We start from the raw sequence: 23,983 nt of genomic DNA, 5'->3' as shown, positions 1-23,983 counted from the left end.
GCTCCTGAAAATAGTGCAGATGCGGGCATCAGCACTCGATAATGTTGACCGCCAAACCGCCACGGGCGGTTTCCTTGTATTTGCTTTTCATGTCGGCGCCGGTCTGGCGCATGGTGCGGATGACTTTGTCGAGGGAGACGAAGTGCTGACCGTCGCCGCGCAAGGCCATACGCACCGCATTGATGGCCTTGACCGAACCCATGGCGTTGCGCTCGATGCAAGGCACTTGCACCAGCCCGCCAATCGGGTCGCACGTCAGGCCGAGGTTGTGTTCCATGCCGATTTCGGCGGCGTTTTCTACCTGCTGCACCGTGCCGCCCAGCACTTCACACAAGGCGCCAGCGGCCATGGAACAGGCGACGCCAACCTCGCCCTGACAGCCGACTTCGGCGCCGGAGATCGAGGCGTTTTCCTTGTACAGAATGCCGATCGCGGCGGCCGTCAGTAGAAAGCGCACGACGCCATCTTCGTTGGCGCCGGGGATGAAGCGCATGTAGTAATGCAGCACCGCCGGGATGATTCCGGCCGCACCATTGGTGGGGGCGGTAACCACGCGCCCACCGTTAGCGTTTTCTTCGTTGACCGCCAGGGCGTACAGGTTGACCCAGTCCAGCACCGACAGCGGATCGCGCAGCGAGGATTCCGGGTTGTTGCACAATTGCCGATGCAGCGCCGCGGCCCGACGTTTGACCTTCAGTCCACCAGGAAGGATGCCTTCATTGCGGCAACCAGCGGTGACGCAGTCCTGCATCACTTGCCAGATCTTCAGCAAACCGGCACGGGTTTCCGCTTCGGGGCGCCAGGCACTTTCGTTGGTCAACATCACTTGGCTGATGGATAAACCGTAGGTGGTGCAATGACCGAGCAGGTCCTTGGCGCTTTTGAACGGGAAGGTGAGCGGCGTGGCGTCTTCGACGATGCGGTCGGCACCGGCGGCGTCTTCATCGACGACAAAACCACCGCCGACCGAGTAGTACTCGCGGCTGCGGATTTGTATGCCCGCCGCATCGAATGCGCGAAAGATCATGCCGTTGGGGTGATAGGCCAACGGTTTGCGAATCATCGCCAAGTGTTCTTTCTCGTTGAACGCAATGCTGTGTTCGCCGAGCAGGTTCAAGCGACCGTTGCCGCGAATTTCTTGCAAGCGGGCGGCGACGGTTTCGGTGTCTACGGTATCCGGGTGTTCGCCTTCCAGGCCCAGCAACACAGCCATGTCGCTGCCGTGGCCTTTGCCGGTGGCGCCGAGCGAGCCGTAGAGCTCGACTTTGACGCAGGTGGTTGCGGCCAGCAGCCCTTCACGGCGCAGACCTTCGGCGAAACGCGCAGCGGCACGCATCGGGCCGACGGTGTGGGAGCTGGAGGGGCCGATGCCAATCTTGAACAGGTCGAACACGCTTAACGACATGGTTGTTCTCCGGTTTCTTGTTATAGGAATTGGCGGAATCTGGTGGTAGGCGCAGATCCCCTGTGGGAGCGAGCCTGCTCGCGAAAGCGGTGGATCAGTCGCCATCAATGTTGCCTGACACACTGCTTTCGCGAGCAGGCTCGCTCCCACAAGGGGATATACGGTGTTCTTGAAAGTGGGGGCGGGCGAACCCGTCCCCTCATTGGTTTAAGCGTAGCTTTCGATCGACGGGCAGGCGCAGACCAGGTTGCGATCGCCGAAGACGTTGTCGACGCGACCGACCGGTGGCCAGTACTTGCCTTCGATCAGCGACGCTACCGGGTAAACCGCTTGCTCGCGGCTGTACGGGTGAGTCCACTCACCGACGATTTCCGCGGCGGTGTGCGGCGCGTTTTTCAGCGGGTTGTCGTCCTTGTCCAGCGTGCCGTTTTCCACTGCGCGGATTTCTTCGCGGATGCGGATCATGGCGTCGCAGAAGCGGTCCAGTTCTTCCTTGGATTCGCTTTCGGTCGGCTCGATCATCAACGTGCCGGCCACCGGGAACGACATGGTCGGGGCGTGGAAGCCGAAATCGATCAGGCGCTTGGCGACGTCATCGACACTGATGCCGCTGCTGTCTTTCAACGGACGCAGGTCGAGGATGCATTCGTGCGCCACCAGACCATTGCTGCCGGTGTACAACACTGGGTAATGCTCTTCGAGGCGACGGGAAATGTAGTTGGCATTCAGGATCGCCAGTTGCGAAGCACGCTTGAGACCCGCGCCACCCATCATTCGAATGTACATCCAAGTGATCGGCAGAATGCTCGCGCTGCCGAACGGTGCCGCGCAGACCGCGCCTTCCTTGCGTTCCATCTGGGCGTGGCCCGGCAGGAATGGGGTCAGGTGCGACTTGACGCCAATCGGGCCGACGCCCGGGCCGCCACCACCGTGTGGAATGCAGAAGGTTTTGTGCAGGTTCAGGTGGGACACGTCGCCGCCGAACTTGCCCGGTGCGCAGAGGCCGACCATGGCGTTCATGTTGGCGCCGTCGATGTACACCTGGCCGCCGTTGTCGTGAATGATGCCGCAGATTTCGCGGATGCCTTCTTCGAACACGCCGTGGGTCGACGGGTAGGTGATCATCAGCGCAGCGAGGTGTTCGCGGTGCTCGATGGCCTTGGCGCGCAGGTCTTCGATGTCGACGTTGCCGCGGGCATCGCAGGCGGTCACGACCACACGCATGCCAGCCATGTTGGCGGTGGCCGGGTTAGTGCCGTGGGCGGACGAGGGGATCAGGCAGATGTCGCGACGGTCTTCGCCACGGCTCTGGTGGTAGGCACGGATCGCCAGCAGGCCAGCGTATTCACCCTGGGAACCGGCGTTCGGTTGCAAGGAGATCGAGTCGTAGCCGGTGGCGGCGCAGAGCATCGCTTCCAGTTCATCGGTCAACTGCTGATAGCCGGCGCTTTGCTCGGCCGGGGCGAACGGGTGCAGGGCACCGAACTCGGCCCAGGTCACCGGGATCATTTCGCTGGCGGCGTTGAGTTTCATGGTGCAGGAACCCAGCGGGATCATGGTGCGATCCAGGGCCAGGTCCTTGTCGGCGAGCTTGCGCAGGTAGCGCATCAGCTCGGTTTCCGAATGATAACGGTTGAACACCGGGTGGCTGAGGATCGGCGATTGGCGAACCAGCGCGGCCGGGAGAGTGCTTTCGACCGAGGCGGCGAGGGCGGCGAAGTCCGGCAGCGCCTTGCCGTCGGCCAGCACGCTCCACAGGGTTTCTACGTCAGCCTGGCTGGTGGTTTCGTCCAGGGACAGGCCCAGACGCTCGCCATCCACAACGCGCAGGTTGATCTTCTGAGCACGCGCCTTGTCGTGCAAAGCAGCTGTTTGCGCGCCGGTCTTGAGCGTCAGCGTGTCGAAGAAGCTGGTTTGCTCGACGGTCAGGCCCAGTGCGCTCAAGCCTTTGGCGAGGATCGCGGTCAGGTGATGAATGCGCTGGGCGATCTGCGTCAGGCCTTTCGGGCCGTGGTACACGGCGTACATGCTGGCGATGTTGGCCAGCAGCACTTGGGCGGTGCAGATGTTGCTGGTGGCTTTCTCGCGGCGGATATGTTGCTCGCGGGTCTGCATGGCCAGGCGCAGGGCCGGCTTGCCAAAACGGTCCACGGAAACGCCGACCAGACGGCCCGGCATGTCACGCTTGAACGCATCGCGGGTGGAGAAGTAGGCCGCGTGTGGGCCACCAAAGCCCAGCGGCACGCCGAAGCGTTGCGCGCTGCCGATGGCCACGTCAGAGCCGAACTCGCCCGGCGGGGTCAGCACGGTCAGGGCCAGCAGGTCAGCGGCGACCGCGACCAGCGCATTAGCCGCGTGGAAACGCTCGGTCAGTTCGCGGTAGTCGAACACGTCACCGTTGCTGGCCGGGTATTGCAGCAAAGCACCGAAGAACGGCGTCACGTCAGTCAATTCGCGTTCGTCACCGACCACTACATCGATGCCCAACGGCTCGGCCCGGGTGCGCAAAACGTCAAGGGTTTGCGGGTGGCAATGCACCGAGGCGAAGAACGCGTGGCTGCCTTTGTTCTTGCTCAGGCGTTTGCAGAAGGTCATGGCTTCGGCAGCAGCAGTGGCTTCGTCGAGCAGCGAGGCGTTGGCGATCGGCAGGCCGGTCAGGTCGCTGATCAGGGTCTGGAAGTTCAACAGCGCTTCGAGACGGCCCTGGGAAATTTCTGGCTGGTATGGGGTGTAAGCGGTGTACCAGGCCGGGTTTTCCAACAGGTTGCGCAGGATCGGCGACGGCGTGTGAGTGCCGTAGTAGCCCTGGCCGATGTAGGTCTTGAACAGCTGGTTTTTGCCGGCGATGGATTTGATCAGCGCCAGGGCATCCGCTTCACTCAGGCCGTCTTCCAGACCGAGGACACTGGTGCCCTTGATGCTGTCGGGGATGACGCTGGCGCTCAGGGCTTCCAGCGAATCAAAGCCGAGGCTGTTGAGCATGGCTTGCTCGTCGCCCGAACGCGGGCCGATATGGCGCGCGATGAATTCGTTGGCGGTGCTGACATTTACAGAAACAGGAAGTACTTGGGTCATGTCAGCGCTCCTCAGGCTTCAGCGTTGGCTTTGATCAGACGGTCGTAAGCGTCTTGATCCAGCAGTTGGCCGACAGCCGAGGCGTCGGTTGGCTTGAAGCGGAAGAACCAGCCTTCGCCCAGCGGATCTTCGTTGACCAGTTCAGGGCTGCTGTCCAGCGCCGGGTTCACTTCCAGCACTTCACCGTCGAGGGGCATGTACACGCCGCTGGCGGCTTTTACCGATTCCACGGTGGCGGCTTCAGCGCCTTTGTCGTAGGACTGCAGCTCAGGCAGTTGTACGAAAACCACGTCGCCCAGGGCGTTCTGTGCGAAAGCAGTGATGCCGACGGTGACGGTACCGTCAGCTTCGGTGCGCAGCCATTCGTGATCTTCAGTAAAACGCAACTCGCTCATGGAAACTCCTAAAGGGCCAGACTCGTCTGGTGGACGCGATTGAATGCTTGGGCAAAAAGCCCTTCTTTATAGGTGGTTACTAAGCAAAAACGCGGCCAATGTTGTTTATCCCTTATAAATCAACGAGTTATTTGTTTTTGCGAAGGATTGAAATGGATTGGCTGTAGCGAAATCGCTACAGCATAGACTGAAGAAAAAAGCTGAGGTGGATCAAAGCCTTGCACAGCGGTGTTCAGGAGAGGGTGTAGCGATATCGTTCCACTGTAGCGCTTTCAGTACAGATGGAGGTCGTTTTTGAGGAGATTTTCAGACCGCGCATAAACCCGTGGGAGCGAGCCTGCTCGCGAAGAGGGTGTATCAGTCGACATCCATAGTGAATGTCAGTCCGCCTTCGCGAGCAGGCTCGCTCCCACAGTGGTTTTGTGTCGGTAACGAGATCGTATTTCCAGCATTACGGCTTATTGGGTATGCCGTACTTACGCAACCGATGGGCAATCGCGGTGTGGGAGGTTTGCAGGCGGCTGGCCAGTTGGCGGGTCGAGGGGTAGCTGACGTAGAGTTTTTCCAGCAGGGTTTTCTCGAACTCTTCCATGGCCTGTTCAAGGCTGTCGACCTCGCTGTCGCTCTGGCGCGCCACGGAGGTGCCGGCGATATCGAGGTCGCCAATGTCCACCAGGCTGCTTTCGCAAATCGCCGCGGCGCGGAAGATCACGTTCTGCAGTTGCCGCACATTGCCCGGCCAGCGGTTGCCCAACAGCGCCGGATAAGTACCCGGCGCCAGGCGACAGACCGGGCGCTGGATCTGCGCGCAGGCCTGCTGCATGAAGTAGCGCGCCAGCAGCAGAATGTCCTGGCCGCGTTCGCGCAGGGGCGGGACTTCGACATTTAGCACGTTGAGGCGATAGAACAGGTCTTCGCGGAAGGTGCCTTCGCTGACCATTTTTTCCAGATCGCGGTGGGTCGCGCTGAGGATCCGCACGTTGACCTTCACTTCGCGATCGCCACCGACCCGTCGGAAGCTGCCGTCATTCAAAAAACGCAGCAATTTCGCCTGCAAGTACGGCGACATTTCACCGATCTCGTCGAGAAATACCGTGCCCTGGTTGGCCAGTTCCATCAGCCCTGGTTTGCCGCCCCGTTGCGCGCCGGTGAAGGCGCCGGGGGCGTAGCCGAACAGTTCGCTTTCGGCGAGGTTTTCCGGCAGTGCGGCGCAGTTCAAGGCCAGGAACGGCGAACTGTGGCGGGCGCTGATGGCGTGGCAGGCGCGGGCCACCAGTTCTTTACCGGTGCCGGTTTCGCCCTGGATCAGCAACGGCGCATCGAGGGCTGCGACTCGCTGGGCGCGCGCCTTGAGCGTACGAATCGCCGGGGATTCGCCGAGCAGGGCATCGAAGCCTTCGGCGTGGTCGTGGTGCAGCGCCGAGAGGCGTTCGCCGATGCGGTTCGGTTGATACAGGGTCAGCAGGGCGCCGGCGTCGGTGATCGGCGTGGCATCCAGCAGCAGGGTCTGGCCGTTGACGGTGATCTCGCGCAGCGGCAGGCGAAAGCCGTTTTCCAGCAATGTATCGAGCAGCGCCGGATCGGCAAACAGCTCGCTGATGCTTTCACCTGCCGGTTCGCGACCGTACAGGGCAATCAGCGCCGGGTTGGCCAGCAGCACCTTGCCAGCACTGTCCAGAGCCAGCACCGGGTCGGTCATCGCCGCGAGTAACGCATCGAGCTGCAAGTGACGGCGCTGGCCGGGAAGGATGTCGACCACCGTCACCGCTTGCACGCCGCGCACGCTGAACAGCGCGTCGCGCAGCTCTTCGAGCACTGCCGGGCTCAAGGTCGGGGCGTCGATGTAGACATTGGGTGGGACCATTTCCACCGCATCCAGATTGAGATTGCGCCCACCGAGCAGGGCCAGGACTTCCTGGGTGATGCCGACGCGGTCGATGAAGCTGACGTGGATACGCATGGGGTGGTTGGGTTCTGGAGTGCGGAGGGTGGCAAGTATGCCTTGGAGGAGGGGGGAGGTGAAATCGGCGATGGAGAATGGCTTGAAAAGATCGCAGCCTTCGGCAGCTCCTACGCCGAACGCATTTCCCTGTAGGAGCTGCCGAAGGCTGCGATCTTTTGATCTTCCAAACGTTATTCGAAGTTCTCGAGGTTTACCGGGTCGCCGGATTTCATATCCAACTGCTTGCGGATGTCTTCAAACATTAAATCGTAATGCTTGTGAACCGAGCCGATCTGGCTGTGTGTCTTCGGGATTCCGTACTTCTCGGCGATTTTTGTCACGTTGTTGGCGAAGTTGTAAGCCTCCTCCTTGGGCAGAAAGAAGGTCTCCGTCATGTCCTTTCCCTGCATGCTGCCGTGCATGGTGAACAGCATCCCTTTGCCTTTCTTGGGATCCTGCGTGACCTCATAGTCGAGGTGTACGTTGTAGTTGACATCATCCGGGGTCAGCGCGTGGCGCTCGATGTGCAGATGACCGGGCTCAAACGTTGCCATTGACGTCTCTCCTTACAAGTAAGTTATGCCAGGTGTCGCCGTGCTGATACGCGTGCCGGCCTTGCCCTGGACGATCGCCTCGATATCCGAGAGTGAACCGATCACCGCGGTTTTTCCAGTATGGCGGGCGAACTCGCAGGCCGCCTGGACCTTTGGTCCCATGGAGCCAGCCGCGAAGCCGAGTTTTTCCAGGTCATTCGGGTGGGCCTGGGCGATGGCTTTCTGGGTGGGTTTGCCGAAGTCGATGAACGCCGCGCTGACGTCGGTGGCGATCACCAATAGATCGCTTTCAAGCTGTTCGGCCAGCAGCGCCGAGCACAGGTCTTTGTCGATCACCGCTTCCACGCCTTGCAGTTTTCCGCTGGCGCCGTACATCGTCGGGATGCCTCCACCGCCCGCGCAAATCACGATGCTGCCTTTTTCCAGCAACCACTTGATCGGGCGGATTTCGAAGATGCGTTTGGGTCTCGGGCTGGCCACCACGCGGCGGAATTTGTCGCCGTCCGGAGCAATCGCCCAGCCTTTCTCGGCCGCGAGTTTTTCCGCTTCGGCCTTGGTGTAGACCGGGCCGATGGGTTTGCTGGGGTTCTGGAACGCGGGGTCGTTGGCGTCCACTTCGACCTGGGTCAGCAGGGTGGCGAACGGGACTTCGAAGTCCAGCAGGTTGCCCAGTTCCTGTTCGATGATGTAGCCGATCATGCCTTCGGTTTCGGCACCGAGCACGTCCAGCGGATAAGGGGAAACCTGGGTGTAGGCCGCCGCTTGCAGCGACAGCAGGCCGACCTGCGGACCATTACCGTGAGCGATCACCAGTTGGTTGCCGGGATGGACCTTGGCGATCTGTTCGGTAGCGATCCGGATATTGGTGCGCTGGTTGTCCGCGGTCAGAGGTTCACCCCGGCGGAGCAGGGCGTTACCGCCCAGAGCAACGACGATACGCATAATGCAGTCCTTCTAAACAGAGAGGAGGGTTGCAGGTAACTCGGTCTCCTGTGGGAGCGAGCCTGCTCGCGATAGCGGTGTATCAGTCAACATCCATGGTGAATGTCAGTCCGTCATCGCGAGCAGGCTCGCTCCCACAAAGAGCAAACCGAGTGAGCCGTTAGATATCCGCCAGCGCCGACACCAGGATCGCCTTGATGGTGTGCATACGGTTTTCCGCTTGCTCGAAGGCGATGTTGGCCGGCGATTCGAAGACTTCTTCAGTCACTTCGACGCCGTTGGCCAGGTGCGGATAGCGCGCGGCGATGTCCTTGCCAACCTTGGTTTCACTGTTGTGGAACGCCGGCAAACAGTGCATGAATTTCACGCGCGGGTTGCCCGAGGCCTTCATCATGTCGGCGTTGACCTGGTACGGCAGCAGTTGCTCGATGCGCTCGTCCCACGCTTCGACTGGCTCGCCCATCGACACCCAGATGTCGGTGTGGATGAAGTCCACGCCCTTGACCGCTTCTTTCGGGTCTTCGGTGATGGTGATGCGTGCGCCGCTTTCCTCGGCGAAGGCTTTGCACTGATCGATGAAGTCCTGATGCGGCCACAGCGCTTTCGGTGCGGCGATGCGCACGTCCATGCCGAGTTTGGCGCCGATCATCAGCAACGAGTTGCCCATGTTGTAGCGGGCATCGCCGAGGTAGGCATAGCTGATGTCATGCAGCGGCTTGTCGCTGTGTTCACGCATGGTCAGGGTGTCGGCGATCATTTGCGTCGGGTGGAATTCAGCGGTCAGGCCATTGAACACCGGCACGCCGGCGAACTTCGCCAGCTCTTCGACAATTTCCTGTTCGAAGCCACGGTACTCGATGGCGTCGAACATCCGCCCGAGCACACGGGCGGTGTCTTTCATGCTTTCTTTGTGGCCGATCTGCGACGACACCGGGTCGATGTAGGTGACGTGGGCGCCCTGATCGTGGGCCGCGACTTCGAAGGCGCACCGGGTGCGGGTCGAGGTTTTTTCGAAGATCAGCGCGATGTTCTTGCCTTGCAGGTGTGGACGCTCGGTGCCGGTGTACTTGGCGCGTTTGAGGTCACGGGACAGGTCCAGCAAGTAATTCAGCTCGCGAGTGGTGTGGTGCATCAAACTCAGCAGGCTGCGGTTGCGCATATTAAAAGCCATGATTGGATCTCCTTTGGTATCGGTTATCCCCCGGGCCGCGCTGGATAAGTGGCGGCCAGGGTTTGAAAGTTAATAGTCGATAGGGTCGCGAATGATCGGGCAGGTCATGCAGTGGCCGCCGCCACGCCCGCGACCGAGTTCACCGGCGCTGATGGTGATGACCTCGATGCCGGCCTTGCGCAGCAGGGTGTTGGTGTAGGTGTTGCGGTCATAACCGATCACCACACCTGGCTCCACGGCCACCACGTTGTTGCCGTCGTCCCATTGCTCGCGTTCGGCGGCGAAGCTGTTGCCGCCGGTTTCGACGACGCGCAGCGCTTTCAGGTTGAGGGCCTTGGCCACGGTGTCGAGGAAGCTGGTTTCTTCGCGGCGGATGTCGACGCCGCCCGGTTTGCTTTCATCAGGGCGCACGCTGAAGGCGACGATCCGGTTCACTACTTCCGGGAAAATGGTCACAAGGTCGCGGTCGCAGAAACTGAACACGGTATCCAGGTGCATCGCCGCGCGGGACTTCGGCAGGCCGGCGACAATCACACGTTCGACCGCTTTGTTCTTGAACAGGTTGACCGCCAATTGACCGATGGCCTGACGGGACGAACGCTCGCCCATGCCGATCAATACCACGCCGTTGCCGATCGGCATCACGTCGCCGCCCTCAAGGGTGGCGCTGCCATGGTCCTGATCCGGATCGCCGTACCAGATCTGGAAGTCGGCGTTGGTGAATTGCGGGTGGAATTTGTAGATGGCGGTGGCCAGTAAAGTTTCCTGACGGCGCGCCGGCCAGTACATCGGGTTCAACGTCACGCCGCCGTAGATCCAGCAGGTGGTGTCGCGGGTGAACTGGGTGTTGGGCAGCGGCGGCAGAATGAAGCTGGAGTGACCGAGAAATTCGCGGAACATCTGAATGGTCTTGCCGCCGAAGCTGTCCGGCAGGTCATCGACGGAGACGCCGCCAATCAGGAATTCGGCAATCTTCCTCGGCTCCAGGCTACGCAGCCAGGAACCGGTTTCGTTGACCAGCCCAAGGCCGACCGAGTTGGCGGTGATCTTGCGTTCCAGAATCCAGTCCAGCGCTTCTGGAATGGCGACGATGTCGGTCAGCAGGTTGTGCATTTCCAGCACGTCGATGTTGCGTTCGCGCATCTTGGTGACGAAGTCGAAATGGTCACGCTTGGCTTGGGCAACCCACAGCACATCATCGAAAAGCAGTTCGTCACAGTTGTTCGGGGTCAGCCGCTGGTGGGCCAGGCCGGGGGAGCAAACCATGACTTTGCGCAGTTTGCCGGCTTCGGAATGGACGCCGTACTTAACTTTTTCGGTGGTCATTACAGTGATCCTCCAGATGACAAATGGGTCAGGTGTTACAGAGTCAGGAAGCCGTCATACAGTCCGTAAGCTGCCACCAGGGCGCCCACGACGACCGCTGCGAAAATCAGCTTCTCGACGTTGGTGAAAACCGGTTTGTTGACTTCAAGCTTGGCCTTGGCGAACAGGATCACGCCGGGCGCATAGAGCAGGGCGGAGAGCAGCAGGTATTTGACGCCGCCGGCATAGATCAACCAGACCGCGTAGATCAATGCGACGGCGCCGATGAACAGGTCTTTCCTGCGCTCGGCTATAGCGTTTTCATAACTTTCGCCGCGTACCGCCAGCAGCAGCGCGTAAGCCGCCGACCACAGGTACGGCACCAGAATCATTGAGGTGGCGAGGTAGATCAGCGACAGGTAAGTGCTGGCCGAGAACAGCGTGATGATCAGGAACAACTGGACCATGGCGTTGGTCAGCCACAGTGCGTTGACCGGTACATGGTTGGCGTTTTCCTTGCGCAGGAAGGCCGGCATGGTGTGGTCCTTGGCGGCGGCGAACATGATCTCCGCGCACAGCAACACCCATGACAGCAGAGCACCGAGCAACGAGATGATCAGGCCAACGCTGATCAGCACCGCGCCCCAATGACCGACTACATGTTCCAGCACCGCGGCCATGGACGGGTTCTGCAGTTTCGCCAATTCCGGTTGGGTCATGATCCCGAGCGACAGCACATTCACCAGCACCAGAAACAGCAGCACGGTGATGAACCCGATGACGGTGGCTTTACCCACGTCGCTGCGTTTTTCCGCACGAGCCGAGAAAATGCTCGCACCTTCGATACCGATGAACACCCAGACGGTGACCAGCATCATGTTGCGCACCTGGTTCATCACACTGCCCAGGTCAGGGTTTTTCAGGCCCCAGATGTCGGCGGTGAAGATGTCCAGTTTGAACGCGAACACCGCGATCAGCACGAACAGCAGCAACGGTACGACCTTGGCGACGGTGGTCACCAGGTTAATGAACGCCGCTTCCTTGATCCCCCGCAGCACCAGGAAATGTACGCCCCAGAGCAGCACCGACGCACCGATCACGGCAGCGACAGTATTCCCCTCCCCAAAAATGGGGAAGAAGTAGCCGAGGGTGCTGAACAAGAGTACGAAGTAACCAACGTTGCCCAGCCAAGCGCTTATCCAATAACCCCAGGCGGACGAGAAACCCATATAGTCGCCGAAACCGGCCTTGGCGTAGGCGTAGACACCGCCGTCCAGATCAGGTTTTCGATTAGCGAGGGTCTGGAAAACGAAGGCCAGGGTCAACATACCCACTGCGGTAATTGCCCAACCGATAAGAACGGCACCGACGTCTGCACTGGCGGCCATGTTCTGGGGCAAAGAGAAGATCCCGCCACCAATCATTGAGCCGACAACCAACGCAACCAGGGCGCCGAGTTTCAGTTTTCCGGGGGATTCAGACATGCATGACTCCAGTGCAGGAGAAGAGAGAAAACAGGTTAGTTTCGTTCGCTGTTCAATCATCTGACTTAGATCAATGCATGGTCACATTCCATTGTTAATTAAAGACTTATGGGTCTTTGGCAGGCATAAGGCTAATGCCTGGAAAGCCCTGTGCAGAGGCCTCGGATAAAAGTGAAAGAAATAAAGCGTTTCAGTTGAGGCTTAGACGCTAGTTTGTTTTTTTGTTTTGGCAAGTATTGGTCATTGATTTTGCAGTGATATTTATTTATTGGGATCTACCGATAAAGCCGCTATTTCTGGATGGCTGCAATAACGTGATCAGTTATAAATAAAGACAAAGGTTGGTGTTGGTTGATAAACGTTATTACGCTTTATCTATTTAGTTAAAAACCGACTATGTGATGGTCTCGGTCATGGAGATGCACGAATGTCGCAACCGACGCAAAAGCTTCGTCTGAGTGCGCTGATCGCTTTGGTGGTGGGATCGATGATTGGCGGCGGGATTTTTTCCTTACCGCAAAACATGGCGGCGCGTGCCGATGCCGGGGCGATATTGATTGGTTGGGCGATCACTGTCGTGGGCATGCTGACTGCCAAGCGGGAACAGGGCGAGCCTTTGTTTACCCATGTCGAGAAGGGGATTTTCAGCTGTGTGGTTGCCGGGGCGGGATTGGCGGCGTACGGGTTGTACAGCGGGTTACTGTCGTTGTGAGGTTGCTGCTGGCGTATCAACCGCCTTATGACTGGTCGGCGATGCTGGGTTTCTTGTCGGCGCGGGCGGTGGTCGGGATGGAAACGGTGGTCGATGGGGTGTACTCGCGCAGCATCGGGTTGAACGGTGTTCACGGTGTGCTTTCGGTCAGGCCAGGGGCGGGCGATGTGCTGGAAGTGACGCTGGATTTTCCTGATTCAGCGGCAGTGCCGGAGATTGTCGCGCGGTTACGGCGGATGTTTGATCTGGATGCGAATTTGCCAGTCATTCATCGACAACTGGCGGTTGATCCGTTGATGGCGCGCTTGATTGCCGCGCGTCCGGGGCTGCGAGTCCCGGGGGCTTGGGATGGCCTGGAGTTGGCCATTCGTGCGGTATTGGGACAGCAGATTACCGTGGTCGCGGCGATCAAGTTGGCCGGGAAACTGGTGGTGCAATATGGACAGCCATTGCAGTCGCCGATGCCGGGGTTGAGTCATGTGTTTCCTGATGCTGGCGCATTGGCGGCAGCGGATCTGGCAACGTTGGGGATGCCGAAAAGTCGCGGTCGAACCTTGTCCGGCGTGGCTCAGGCGTTGCTGGATGATCCCCTGTTGTTTGAACCGGAACGGGAAGGGGGTGTGGCGCGGTTGCTGGCGTTGCACGGGATTGGTGACTGGACGGCGCAATACATTGCCTTGCGGCAGTTGCGGGAGCTGGATGCGTTTCCGAGTGGAGATGTGGGGTTGATCAACTCGCTGGCGGCGCTGGAAGGTCGAGCGGTGACGGCTCGGGAATTGTGGGTGCGGGCGGAGGCTTGGCGGCCCTATCGCGGGTATGCGGCGCAGGTGCTTTGGACATCGTTGAGCCGACCGGACTGAATACAGTTCCAGCAATTGTGTTGAGTGTTTCGGCCCTATCGCGAGCCTGCTCGCGATAGCTATCTGATGGTCACCACCACTGCGCGCGATGGGAACCCAATTCCCCGGCCGGCAATGCCCACTGCAACGGTGTCCCGGTGATCTTCAGCGGCACCTGCAGCCGATGGGCCGGCCCCCAGGGTGTCTGCTCAACCAACATCCCTTGATCGTTGTCATCCTCTGCCCGCAACGGCTCATTTGTCCCCGCGCCATGTTCAATCAGCAACTTGGCGGTTCGCGCCAACGACAACCTGGCCGACCCGCCACGTCCCAATAACTTGATCGCCGCAGCTGCCATCAAGTACCCGGTGGCGTGATCAAGCGCCTGCACCGGCAGCGGCGTCGGTTTGTTCACTTTCTTCCACTGCATCCCCGCTTCGGCAATCCCGCTGCTCATCTGTACCAAACTGTCGAACCCTCGACGGTTCTGCCAGGGGCCGCTCCAACCATAGGCGTTGAGGCACACATCAATCAGGCCCGGCGCCAGTTTTTGACGCACGGCGACGCCGTAGCCCAACCTTTCCAATGCATCGGCGCGGTAACCATGAAGCAAGATATCGGCGTCCTTGAGCAGGCTTTCGAACACTGCTCGGTCAGTCTTGTCGTGCAGATCCAGGCGCGTGCAGCGTTTGCCCAAAGTGACTTCCGGCACCACGCCCGGTTCGTTCCAGGTCGGCGGGTCGATGCGCAAAACATCGGCACCGAGGCCGGCGAGGAATCGGCTGGCGATGGGCCCCGCGAGCACGCGCGTGAGGTCCAGCACCTTGACCCCGGCCAGCGGTTGAGCCACTGAACCCTGCCACGGTTTTGGGTTTTGGCTATCGTCGGCGGTGAACTGAACCAGCGGTTCGGCATTCACAGCCTGACCTTGGGGGTGGGTCTGCCATTGCTTCCAAGTGCGCATTTCGGCCGCGCAACCACCGGCATCAACTACAGCCTGTTCCAGATCGCTTTTGGCCCATTGCGCAACCTTGTTCGCCATCGCGGCGCGGTCGGCACAGGAGCCGAGCACGCTTTCAGCGGCGGCACGATGATGAGGCGCGTTAGTGTGCAAGCGAATCCAGCCGTCCTTGGTCGAGTAGTCACCGGCAACCGGGTCCCATAACGGCGGGACGCTCCAGCCCACGGGGCGGATCGACGTTGCGAACCAGAACGACGCCAGGCGCCGGTCGACTTCAAGAGTAGGTAAACGGCCGGTGTGTTGTTGCAGCAACTCACTGACAGCCTGACCGGCAGCGGCAATGCTCGCGCAGGCAAGGTCGGTGACGGCAAACGTCGAGGGCAGGGCGCCGCTCGATTTGAACGGGATTGGGGTATGCGGCAAGCCGAGTGCGGCTTGAATGGACGTGAGTAAATCAGTCATCGAAGGCCCTCCGGAGCGAGAGCCCGAGCATAGATCAAAAAACTGGCGGATCGGATGAAATCCTGTGGGAGCGAGCCTGCTCGCGATAGCGGTCTTTCAGTCGACATCCATGGTGAATGTCAGTCCGTCATCGCCAGCAGGCTCGCTCTCACAGGGGGGTTGTGTCAGAAGGCTGTCGAGAGTGATTCCGGGCGCTTTACCCACGACCCAGCAGATAGGTCGCGTAATCCGGGATGCGGTGTTCGTGAGCCTGATCCATCAACGGGCTGCTGAGCAGGTAATCGGCGCTGCATTCGTTGCAGGCCACCGGGATGTTCCACACTGCCGCGACCCGTAGCAGCGCCTTGATGTCCGGGTCGTGGGGCTGCGGTTCGAACGGGTCCCAGAAAAACACCAGCATATCGACCCGCTGCTCGGCGATTCGCGCGCCTAGTTGTTGGTCGCCACCCAGCGGACCGCTGATCATGCTTTCCACCGGCAGGTCGAGACGTTGTTGCAACAACAACCCCGTCGTGCCGGTGGCGACCAGTTCATGCTGCGCGAGTTTGTCTTTCTGTCGCTCGGCCCAATCCAGCAAAAATACTTTGCAGTGGTCGTGGGCAACCAGGGCGATACGCTTGCGCGCTGCCAGGGTTTTTTGCGTAAAGCTGATACCGATCATCGCTTGCTTCTCCCAGGCGTAATGCGCCGCGTAGGAGCTGCCGAAGGCTGCGATCTTTTGATCTTGATCTTTGTCGGCCTCACAACCGTCAAGATCAAAAGATCGCAGCCTGCGGCAGCTCCTACAGGTCCGCGTCGACACAGGTGTCGAGCTGTTTATTCTGCGTTGCAGAGCGCCAGGCAGTTATCGAGCATGCGGTTGGAGAAGCCCCATTCGTTGTCGTACCAGGCCAGCACTTTGAGCAGCTTGCCGCTGGACTTGGTGTGGTTGGCGTCGAAGATCGACGACAGCGGGTTGTGGTTGAAGTCGCTGGAAACCAGCGGCAGGGTGTTGTAACCCAGGATCTTCGAGTGCTGGCTGGCTTGTTTGAGCATCGCGTTGACTTCATCGGCCGATGCTTCACGCTTGAGCTGTACGGTCAGGTCCACCAGCGACACGTTGATCACTGGAACACGCACCGCCATGCCGGTCAGTTTGCCCGCCAGTTCCGGCAGCACCAGGCCCACTGCTTCAGCGGCGCCGGTCTTGCTCGGGATCATGTTCTGGGTGGCGGAACGGGCGCGGTACGGGTCGGTGTGGTAGACGTCAGTCAGGTTCTGGTCGTTGGTATAAGCATGGATGGTGGTCATCAGACCGCTTTCGATGCCCAGCTCGCGGTGCAGCACCTGGGCCACCGGGGCCAGACAGTTGGTGGTGCATGAGGCGTTGGAAATGATCTGGTGCGATTGGCGCAGAATGTCGTGGTTAACCCCATAAACCACGGTGGCGTCGGCGCCTTTGGCCGGGGCCGAGATAATCACTTTGCGCGCGCCGGCCGTAATATGCGCGGCGGCTTTGGCACGGTCGGTGAACAGGCCGGTACATTCGAACACGACGTCGACTTTTTCCGCAGCCCAAGGCAATTCGGCCGGGTTGCGAATGGCGCTGACCGAAATACGGTCGCCATTGACGGTCAGGCTTTCCTGATCGTGCTGGACATCGGCATCGAATGTGCCGTGAACGGTGTCGTACTTGAGCAGGTGAGCATTCATCGAGCTATCGCCCAGATCGTTGATCGCTACGATCTGCAGATCCTGACGATAACCTTGGGTATACAGTGCGCGCAGGACATTACGGCCGATACGGCCAAAACCATTGATTGCGATTCGAAGAGTCATTTACAGCGCCGCCGTCGTTTTGTTGTTGGAATTACAAGATTATTCGCAAAAAAATAGAAAACAAGCCTTTTTAGTGGCAATATTTTGTTTTATCTACAACGAGTGACCTGAATCAACTGGTCCGAATGATCAAGAAAACCGTTTGTCATCCCAATCACAGCGGTGCTTGATCAGCATAGACAATCAGGTCGCCACATCCGTTAGCCTGGAGTTCTACACATGCATCCCCGCGTCCTTGAGGTCACCGAACGGCTTATCGCCCGCAGCCGCACCACGCGTGAGGCTTACCTTGCATTGATCCGCGGCGCCGCCAGCGACGGTCCGATGCGCGGCAAGCTGCAATGCGCCAACTTCGCCCATGGCGTAGCCGGGTGTGGCAGCGACGACAAGCACAGCCTGCGGATGATGAACTCCGCCAACATCGCTATTGTTTCGTCATATAACGACATGCTCTCGGCGCACCAGCCGTACGAAGTCTTCCCGGAACAGATCAAAAAAGCCCTGCGCGAAATCGGCTCCGTCGGCCAGTTCGCCGGTGGCACCCCCGCGATGTGCGATGGTGTGACCCAGGGCGAACCGGGCATGGAACTGAGCCTGCCGAGCCGTGAAGTGATCGCGTTGTCCACTGCGGTAGCGCTTTCGCACAACATGTTCGACGGCGCGTTGATGCTCGGCATCTGCGACAAGATCGTGCCGGGCCTGATGATGGGCGCGTTGCGTTTCGGTCATCTGCCGACGATCTTCGTGCCGGGCGGGCCGATGGTTTCGGGCATCTCCAACAAGCAGAAAGCCGATGTGCGTCAGCGCTACGCCGAAGGCAAGGCGACGCGCGAAGAGCTGCTGGAATCGGAGATGAAGTCCTATCACAGCCCTGGCACCTGCACCTTCTACGGCACCGCCAACACCAACCAGTTGCTGATGGAAGTCATGGGCCTGCACTTGCCGGGCGCCTCGTTCGTCAACCCGAACACCCCGTTGCGCGATGCCCTGACTCGCGAAGCGGCGCACCAGGTCACCCGCCTGACCAAGCAGAACGGCGACTTCATGCCGATCGGCGAAATCGTCGACGAGCGTTCGCTGGTCAACTCCATCGTGGCCCTGCACGCCACGGGCGGTTCGACCAACCACACGCTGCACATGCCGGCCATCGCCATGGCTGCGGGCATCCAGTTGACCTGGCAGGACATGGCCGACCTCTCCGAGGTGGTGCCGACCCTGAGCCACGTGTACCCGAACGGCAAAGCCGACATCAACCACTTCCAGGCGGCGGGCGGCATGTCGTTCCTGATCCGCGAACTGCTGGAAGCCGGCCTGCTTCACGAAAACGTCAACACCGTGCTCGGTCACGGTCTGAGCCGCTACACCATGGAACCGTTCCTCGAAAACGGCGAACTGGTCTGGCGCGAAGGCCCGATCGAAAGCCTCGACGAAAACATCCTGCGTCCGGTCGCTCGCGCATTCTCGCCAGAGGGTGGCTTGCGCGTGATGGAAGGCAACCTCGGCCGCGGAGTGATGAAAGTTTCCGCCGTCGCTTTGGAAAACCAGGTCGTCGAAGCACCGGCGATGGTGTTCCAGGATCAACAGGACCTGGCCGATGCGTTCAAGGCCGGTCTGCTGGAGAAGGATTTCGTCGCGGTGATGCGCTTCCAGGGTCCGCGCTCCAACGGCATGCCGGAACTGCACAAGATGACGCCGTTCCTCGGCGTGCTGCAGGATCGCGGCTTCAAAGTCGCGTTGGTGACTGATGGACGCATGTCCGGCGCCTCGGGGAAAATCCCGGCGGCGATTCACGTCAGCCCCGAAGCTTATGTGGGCGGCGCTTTGGCGCGGGTGCAAGAGGGCGATATCATCCGCGTCGATGGCGTCAAAGGCACCCTGGAGCTTAAGGTGGACGCCGAAGAATTCGCAGCGCGCGAACCTGCCAAGGGCCTGTTGGGCAACAACATTGGCAGCGGTCGCGAACTGTTTGGTTTCATGCGCATGGCCTTCAGCTCCGCAGAGCAGGGCGCCAGCGCCTTTACTTCTGCCCTGGAGACGCTTAATTGAAACTGGCTTTGGTCGGTGACATCGGTGGCACCAACGCACGTTTCGCGTTGTGGAAAAACCAGCAGCTGGAATCGGTCCAGGTGCTGGCGACGGCAGACCACGCCAGCCCGGAGGAGGCCATTGCGCTCTACCTGAGCGGGCTCGGTCTGGCGCCGGGTTCGATCGGTTCGGTGTGCCTGTCGGTGGCAGGCCCCGTGAGCGGCGATGAATTCAAGTTCACCAACAATCACTGGCGGCTCAGTCGCAAGGGGTTCTGCAAGACCTTGCAGGTGGATCAACTGCTGTTGATCAACGACTTCTCGGCGATGGCGCTGGGCATGACCCGCTTGCAACCGGGCGAATTTCGGGTGGTCTGCGAAGGCACGCCGGAGCCGTTGCGGCCGGCGGTGGTGATCGGCCCGGGCACTGGCCTGGGTGTGGGCACGTTGCTCGATCTGGGCGAGGGGCGTTTTGCCCCGCTGCCGGGGGAGGGCGGTCACGTCGACTTGCCGCTGAGCAGCCCGCGGGAAACCCAACTGTGGCAGCACATCTTCAACGAGATCGGCCATGTCAGCGCTGAAACGGCGTTGAGCGGCAGCGGTTTGCCGCGGGTCTACCGGGCAATCTGCGCGGTGGACGGTCACACGCCTGTGCTCGACACGCCTGAGTCGATTACGGCGGCCGGGCTGGCGGGCGATCCGATTGCCCTGGAAGTGCTCGAGCAGTTCTGCTGCTGGCTCGGTCGCGTGGCCGGCAACAATGTGCTGACCACCGGGGCGCGCGGTGGCGTTTACATCGTTGGCGGGGTGATTCCACGGTTTGCCGATTTCTTCATCGAAAGCGGTTTCTCCCGCTGCTTCGCCGACAAGGGGTGCATGAGCGATTACTTCAAAGGCATTCCGGTGTGGCTGGTGACGGCGCCGTATTCCGGGTTGGTGGGTGCGGGTGTGGCGCTGGATCAATCCATTCCAGCCTGAAATGCAATCAAATGTGGGAGCGGGCTTGCTCGCGAAGGCGGTGTGTCAGTCAACAAAGATGTTGAATGTAATGGCCCCTTCGCGAGCAAGCCCGCTCCCACAGTTGGTTTTGCGGTGTTTGTAGATTTCGTGCTTAAGGCATAATCCACCTAATTTAAACAACAAGGACGCCGCCCCGTGAGCTCAGTCAACAAGTCGATTTTGTTGGTCGATGACGATCAAGAGATACGCGAGTTGCTGGACACCTACCTGACCCGCGCCGGTTTCCAGGTCCGTACCACGCCCGATGGTGCAGGCTTTCGTCAGGCCTTGAACGAGGCGCCGAGCGACCTGGTGATTCTCGACGTGATGCTGCCGGACGAAGACGGTTTCAGCCTCTGCCGCTGGATCCGCCAGCACCCGCGCCAGGCCCAGGTGCCGATCATCATGCTCACCGCCAGCTCCGACGAGGCCGACCGCGTCATCGGCCTGGAACTGGGCGCCGACGACTACCTCGGTAAACCCTTCAGCCCGCGTGAATTGCAGGCGCGCATCAAAGCCTTGTTGCGCCGTGCGCAGTTCGGTCAGGAACGTTCCGGCAGCGAAGTGCTCGCTTTCGACGACTGGCGGCTGGACATGGTCAGCCATCGACTGTTCCACATCGACGGCGAGGAAGTGATTCTCTCGGGCGCCGATTTCGCACTGCTGAAACTGTTCCTCGATCACCCTCAGGAAATCCTCGACCGCGACACCATCGGCAACGCCACCCGTGGCCGTGACCTGATGCCGCTCGATCGCATCGTCGACATGGCGGTCAGCCGTTTGCGCCAGCGCCTGCGCGACACCGAAAAACCGCCACGGCTGATCCGTACCGTGCGCGGCAGTGGCTACCAACTGGCAGCCAATGTGGTTGCCAGCAATGGCCACTGAGTTCCTGCGCAAGCTCGCCGGGCGGGTGCCGGTGCCGCGTTCGTTACTCGGGCGCATGTTGCTGTTGACCCTGCTGGCGGTGCTGTTCGCCCAGACGCTGTCGAGCGTGATCTGGGTTTCGCAATTGCGCGCCACGCAGCTTGAAGGCCTGGTCACCAGTGCCCGCAGCCTCGCCCATTCGATGACGGCCAGCGTCAGTTATTTCCGCTCGTTGCCGGTGGCGTTTCGGCCGCTGGTGCTCGATCAGTTGCGCAGCATGGGCGGCACCCGGTTCGTGGTGACGCTCAACGACAAACCCTTAGGGATGGAAGTGCTGCCGATCACTCCGCGCAAAGAAGCGGTGCTCAAAGCAGTGGACGAAGTGCTGCGCGAGTCGCTGGGGCAGGACATCGACATCTCGGTGACCTTCGTCAGCCCCGAAGACCTGCGGATTTTCAACGGTGGCCTGAAACTCGACGAGTTGCCGCGCTCCTGGGCGCACTACGCGTTGACCCTCGAACCGGTGAACCCGCCGGTGCTGGTCACGCAAATCCAGATGGCACCGGGCGAATGGCTGTACATCGCCTCGCTGTTGCCCGAGCCCTACACCAGTCTTGAAGAACAAGGCCTGCCGGCGCAGCAGGTCTGGTTCATTGTGCTCACCAGCGGTTTCTTGCTGCTGTTCATCGGCCTGCTGGTGCATTGGCAGAGCCGACCGCTCAAGCGATTGGCGCGGGCGGCGCGGGATATGTCGCTGGGTGCCGAAGTCGAACCGGTGGCGGAGGGCGGCGGCAGTGAAGTGGTGGAAGTGGGCCGCGCCTTCAATGCGATGCGCGAGCGTATCAGCCGTTACCTGACCGAACGCAGCCAGTTGTTCAGCGCGATTTCCCATGACTTGCGCACGCCGATTACCCGGTTGCGATTGCGGGTGGAATTGCTTGAAGACGAAAAGCTGCAAGCCAAGTTCGGTCGTGATCTGGATGAGCTGGAGCTGCTGGTCAAAGGTGCGCTGCAATGCGTGAAAGACACCGACATCCACGAAAACATCGAGCCGGTGGACCTCAACCATGTGCTCGACTGCCTGGTGGAACCGTATCTGGCGCCCAACGGCAATGGCCGCGTGACCCAGCAGGGGCGGGCGCTGGCGCCGTATCCCGGTAAGCCATTGGCGCTCAAGCGTTGCATTGGCAACCTGATCGACAACGCCTTGAAGTATGGGCAGAACGCGCATCTGCACATCGATGATGACGAGAGCGCGTTTGTCCTGCATGTCGACGATGAAGGGCCGGGCGTACCGGAGCAGCGTCTGGAGCAAGTGTTCGAGCCGCATTTCCGCTTGGCCGGGCAGCAGCAGGGTTATGGCTTGGGGTTGGGGATCGCGCGCAACATTGCCCATAGCCATGGCGGTGAAGTCAGCCTGCAAAACCTGCGTGAAGGCGGGTTGCGGGTGACGTTGCAGTTGCCGCGATCAATGGATTGACACCGCCCCTGTGGCGAGGGAGCTTGCTCCCGCTGGGGCGCGGAGCGGCCCCGCTTATCCCCAAAAAGAATGGGACTGCTGCGCAGTCCAACGGGAGCAAGCTCCCTCGCCACAAGACATCACTCACCTCAGAGTCGAGGCAAATGTCACAACTCGGTGACATAACTCGCCCCCTTCGTTACCTGCCCGTCACCGCTCGTTGTTTAGACTGCCCCCAGTCATAACAACAAAAAAGGTACTCCCATGGACACCTTCCAACCCGCCTTCAGCAGTTGGCTGAACGCGCCTGCCCATCAGCAATGGCTTGCCGCCGAAGGCCTGCGCCTGCTGGCGTTCGCCAAGGCTTCAACGCTTACCGAAGGCTTCGGCAACCTCGACGAAAAGGGTCGCTTGCCGGCCAACGCGCAAGCTGAAACCATGAACACCGCGCGCATGACCCACAGCTTCGCCATGGCGCACATCCAGGGCTTGCCGGGTTTTGCCGAGCTGGTGGATCACGGCATCCGAGCCCTCAGTGGGCCACTGCGTGACGCCGAACATGGAGGCTGGTTCGCCACGCCTGAACACCGCGACGGCAATACCGGCAAAGCCGCTTACCTGCATGCTTTCGTTGCATTGGCCGCGAGTTCTGCGGTGGTCGCTCAACGCCCCGATGCACAAGCCTTGCTCGACGATGCGATCCATATCATCGACACGCATTTCTGGAGCGAGGAGGAGGGCGCCATGCGCGAATCCTTCAACCGCGATTGGAGTGAAGAGGAAGCCTATCGCGGCGCCAACAGCAACATGCACGCCACCGAAGCCTTTCTCGCCCTGGCCGATGTCACCGAGGACAACCGCTGGCTGATTCGCGCCCAGCGCATCGTCGAGCGCGTTATTCACAATCACGCCGCAGCCAACGATTATCTGGTGGTCGAGCATTTCGACCGTGACTGGCAGCCGCTGCGCGACTACAACCACGACAACCCGGCCGATGGTTTCCGCCCTTACGGCACCACGCCGGGCCATGGTTTCGAATGGGCGCGGCTGTTGCTGCACCTCGAAGCGGCGCGGGTGCAGGCCGGGATACTCACGCCGGGCTGGCTCGCCACCGATGCGCAAAAACTCTTCGAGCACAATTGTCGTCACGGCTGGGACGTCGACGGTGCGCCGGGCATTGTCTACACCCTCGACTGGGACAATCGCGCGGTGGTTCGCCATCGCTTGCACTGGACCCACGCCGAAGCCAGCGCCGCCGCCAGTGCGCTGCTCAAACGCACCGGTGATGAGCAATACGAGCGCTGGTATCGACTGTTCTGGGAATTCTGTGACAGTCATTTCATCGACCGTTGCGATGGCAGTTGGCATCACGAACTCGATCCGCTGAACCGTCCGAGCGCCGATATCTGGGCCGGCAAACCCGACCTGTATCACGCCTGGCAAGCCGTTTTGATCCCGCGCCTGCCGCTGGCGCCGAGCATGGCCACTGCGCTGACGCAATTGTCCCAGAGCATTCCTGTGTAACCATATGGTGACATTCGCGCGTCCCTTCGTTACCTGCGAAGGGGC

The 23,983-nt window shown here is 60.4% G+C and carries 18 protein-coding genes and 1 pseudogene; 7 read left to right on the top strand and 12 right to left on the bottom strand.

What is annotated here, in order from left to right; translation table 11 throughout:
* Positions 1 to 28 precede the first annotated feature (28 nt).
* From BK662_RS10030 to arcD, 9 genes are all read right to left on the bottom strand, one after another.
* Positions 29 to 1,405 carry an L-serine ammonia-lyase gene (locus BK662_RS10030; RefSeq protein WP_123357926.1) on the bottom strand — a complete coding sequence of 459 codons (1,377 nt, stop codon included), beginning with the start codon at positions 1,403 to 1,405 and terminating at the stop codon, positions 29 to 31.
* 207 nt (positions 1,406 to 1,612) lie between these two features.
* Positions 1,613 to 4,480: an aminomethyl-transferring glycine dehydrogenase gene (gene gcvP, locus BK662_RS10025; protein WP_123357925.1), complete on the bottom strand. Its 2,868-nt coding sequence runs from the start codon at positions 4,478 to 4,480 to the stop codon at positions 1,613 to 1,615.
* Between the two features lie 11 nt (positions 4,481 to 4,491).
* A complete protein-coding gene (gene gcvH / locus BK662_RS10020; RefSeq protein ID WP_007903329.1) occupies positions 4,492 to 4,875 on the bottom strand; it encodes a glycine cleavage system protein GcvH in 384 nt (127 codons plus the stop codon).
* A 451-nt stretch (positions 4,876 to 5,326) separates the two neighbouring features.
* Positions 5,327 to 6,835, bottom strand: a complete 1,509-nt coding sequence (gcsR, locus tag BK662_RS10015) for a transcriptional regulator GcsR (protein ID WP_123357924.1) — start codon at positions 6,833 to 6,835, stop codon at positions 5,327 to 5,329.
* A gap of 173 nt (positions 6,836 to 7,008) precedes the next feature.
* The gene (locus BK662_RS10010; protein ID WP_030131842.1) at positions 7,009 to 7,371 is read right to left on the bottom strand and encodes a DUF5064 family protein; all 363 of its coding nucleotides are present in this window, start codon (positions 7,369 to 7,371) and stop codon (positions 7,009 to 7,011) included.
* 12 nt (positions 7,372 to 7,383) lie between these two features.
* On the bottom strand, positions 7,384 to 8,313 hold the full coding sequence (gene arcC, locus BK662_RS10005) for a carbamate kinase (RefSeq protein ID WP_123357923.1): 930 nt from the start codon (positions 8,311 to 8,313) through the stop codon (positions 7,384 to 7,386).
* A gap of 160 nt (positions 8,314 to 8,473) precedes the next feature.
* On the bottom strand, positions 8,474 to 9,484 hold the full coding sequence (locus tag BK662_RS10000) for an ornithine carbamoyltransferase (protein WP_008005440.1): 1,011 nt from the start codon (positions 9,482 to 9,484) through the stop codon (positions 8,474 to 8,476).
* Between the two features lie 69 nt (positions 9,485 to 9,553).
* Positions 9,554 to 10,810, bottom strand: coding sequence for an arginine deiminase (arcA, locus tag BK662_RS09995; protein ID WP_123357922.1), 1,257 nt, complete (start codon positions 10,808 to 10,810; stop codon positions 9,554 to 9,556).
* A 35-nt stretch (positions 10,811 to 10,845) separates the two neighbouring features.
* The gene (gene arcD, locus BK662_RS09990) at positions 10,846 to 12,273 is read right to left on the bottom strand and encodes an arginine-ornithine antiporter (protein ID WP_123357921.1); all 1,428 of its coding nucleotides are present in this window, start codon (positions 12,271 to 12,273) and stop codon (positions 10,846 to 10,848) included.
* 427 nt (positions 12,274 to 12,700) lie between these two features.
* On the opposite strand from arcD, the pseudogene BK662_RS09985 reads away from it, so the two are divergent.
* A pseudogene (locus BK662_RS09985) lies at positions 12,701 to 12,865 on the top strand (arginine-ornithine antiporter); the annotation flags it as partial.
* Positions 12,866 to 12,981: 116 nt separating this feature from the next.
* Positions 12,982 to 13,845 carry a DNA-3-methyladenine glycosylase family protein gene (locus BK662_RS09980; protein WP_123357920.1) on the top strand — a complete coding sequence of 288 codons (864 nt, stop codon included), beginning with the start codon at positions 12,982 to 12,984 and terminating at the stop codon, positions 13,843 to 13,845.
* Positions 13,846 to 13,915: 70 nt separating this feature from the next.
* Here BK662_RS09980 and BK662_RS09975 read toward each other — a convergent pair whose 3' ends face one another.
* The 3 genes from BK662_RS09975 to gap form a co-directional block, all read right to left on the bottom strand.
* Complete coding sequence (locus BK662_RS09975) at positions 13,916 to 15,247, bottom strand: CoA transferase (RefSeq protein ID WP_123357919.1); 1,332 nt, start codon at positions 15,245 to 15,247, stop codon at positions 13,916 to 13,918.
* Between the two features lie 196 nt (positions 15,248 to 15,443).
* Positions 15,444 to 15,908: a methylglyoxal synthase gene (locus BK662_RS09970; protein WP_007903352.1), complete on the bottom strand. Its 465-nt coding sequence runs from the start codon at positions 15,906 to 15,908 to the stop codon at positions 15,444 to 15,446.
* Positions 15,909 to 16,063: 155 nt separating this feature from the next.
* Positions 16,064 to 17,065, bottom strand: a complete 1,002-nt coding sequence (gene gap / locus BK662_RS09965) for a type I glyceraldehyde-3-phosphate dehydrogenase (protein ID WP_008013978.1) — start codon at positions 17,063 to 17,065, stop codon at positions 16,064 to 16,066.
* A gap of 219 nt (positions 17,066 to 17,284) precedes the next feature.
* Here gap and edd point away from each other — a divergent pair, with 219 nt between their 5' ends.
* From edd to BK662_RS09935, 5 genes are all read left to right on the top strand, one after another.
* Positions 17,285 to 19,111 carry a phosphogluconate dehydratase gene (gene edd / locus BK662_RS09960; protein ID WP_123357918.1) on the top strand — a complete coding sequence of 609 codons (1,827 nt, stop codon included), beginning with the start codon at positions 17,285 to 17,287 and terminating at the stop codon, positions 19,109 to 19,111.
* On the top strand, positions 19,108 to 20,067 hold the full coding sequence (locus BK662_RS09955; RefSeq protein WP_123357917.1) for a glucokinase: 960 nt from the start codon (positions 19,108 to 19,110) through the stop codon (positions 20,065 to 20,067). The genes edd and BK662_RS09955 overlap by 4 nt, the downstream gene beginning before the upstream one ends.
* A 177-nt stretch (positions 20,068 to 20,244) precedes the next feature.
* Positions 20,245 to 20,976, top strand: coding sequence for a response regulator (locus BK662_RS09950; RefSeq protein WP_007903365.1), 732 nt, complete (start codon positions 20,245 to 20,247; stop codon positions 20,974 to 20,976).
* Entirely contained in the window at positions 20,966 to 22,435 is a 1,470-nt protein-coding gene (locus BK662_RS09945) for an ATP-binding protein (protein WP_123357916.1), read from the top strand. Before BK662_RS09950 ends, BK662_RS09945 begins: the two co-directional genes overlap by 11 nt.
* A gap of 243 nt (positions 22,436 to 22,678) precedes the next feature.
* The gene (locus BK662_RS09935) at positions 22,679 to 23,938 is read left to right on the top strand and encodes a D-mannose isomerase (RefSeq protein ID WP_123357914.1); all 1,260 of its coding nucleotides are present in this window, start codon (positions 22,679 to 22,681) and stop codon (positions 23,936 to 23,938) included.
* Positions 23,939 to 23,983 lie beyond the last annotated feature (45 nt).

Origin of the sequence: Pseudomonas frederiksbergensis (assembly GCF_003732275.1) — a bacterium.
Taxonomy (GTDB): Bacteria; Pseudomonadota; Gammaproteobacteria; order Pseudomonadales; family Pseudomonadaceae; genus Aquipseudomonas; species Aquipseudomonas frederiksbergensis_H.
The sequence above is the reverse complement of the archived record's forward strand: the minus strand, read 5'-3'. Positions and strand labels throughout refer to the sequence as shown.

Excerpts from the sequence above, each read along its gene's own strand:
- BK662_RS10030 (WP_123357926.1), bottom strand. The coding sequence starts at position 1,405 with ATGTCGTTAAGCGTGTTCGACCTGTTCAAGATTGGCATCGGCCCCTCC.
- gcvP (WP_123357925.1), bottom strand. The coding sequence starts at position 4,480 with ATGACCCAAGTACTTCCTGTTTCTGTAAATGTCAGCACCGCCAACGAA.
- gcvH (WP_007903329.1), bottom strand. The coding sequence starts at position 4,875 with ATGAGCGAGTTGCGTTTTACTGAAGATCACGAATGGCTGCGCACCGAA.
- gcsR (WP_123357924.1), bottom strand. The coding sequence starts at position 6,835 with ATGCGTATCCACGTCAGCTTCATCGACCGCGTCGGCATCACCCAGGAA.
- BK662_RS10010 (WP_030131842.1), bottom strand. The coding sequence starts at position 7,371 with ATGGCAACGTTTGAGCCCGGTCATCTGCACATCGAGCGCCACGCGCTG.
- arcC (WP_123357923.1), bottom strand. The coding sequence starts at position 8,313 with ATGCGTATCGTCGTTGCTCTGGGCGGTAACGCCCTGCTCCGCCGGGGT.
- BK662_RS10000 (WP_008005440.1), bottom strand. The coding sequence starts at position 9,484 with ATGGCTTTTAATATGCGCAACCGCAGCCTGCTGAGTTTGATGCACCAC.
- arcA (WP_123357922.1), bottom strand. The coding sequence starts at position 10,810 with ATGACCACCGAAAAAGTTAAGTACGGCGTCCATTCCGAAGCCGGCAAA.
- arcD (WP_123357921.1), bottom strand. The coding sequence starts at position 12,273 with ATGTCTGAATCCCCCGGAAAACTGAAACTCGGCGCCCTGGTTGCGTTG.
- BK662_RS09975 (WP_123357919.1), bottom strand. The coding sequence starts at position 15,247 with ATGACTGATTTACTCACGTCCATTCAAGCCGCACTCGGCTTGCCGCAT.
- BK662_RS09970 (WP_007903352.1), bottom strand. The coding sequence starts at position 15,908 with ATGATCGGTATCAGCTTTACGCAAAAAACCCTGGCAGCGCGCAAGCGT.
- gap (WP_008013978.1), bottom strand. The coding sequence starts at position 17,065 with ATGACTCTTCGAATCGCAATCAATGGTTTTGGCCGTATCGGCCGTAAT.
- edd (WP_123357918.1), top strand. The coding sequence starts at position 17,285 with ATGCATCCCCGCGTCCTTGAGGTCACCGAACGGCTTATCGCCCGCAGC.
- BK662_RS09945 (WP_123357916.1), top strand. The coding sequence starts at position 20,966 with ATGGCCACTGAGTTCCTGCGCAAGCTCGCCGGGCGGGTGCCGGTGCCG.
- BK662_RS09935 (WP_123357914.1), top strand. The coding sequence starts at position 22,679 with ATGGACACCTTCCAACCCGCCTTCAGCAGTTGGCTGAACGCGCCTGCC.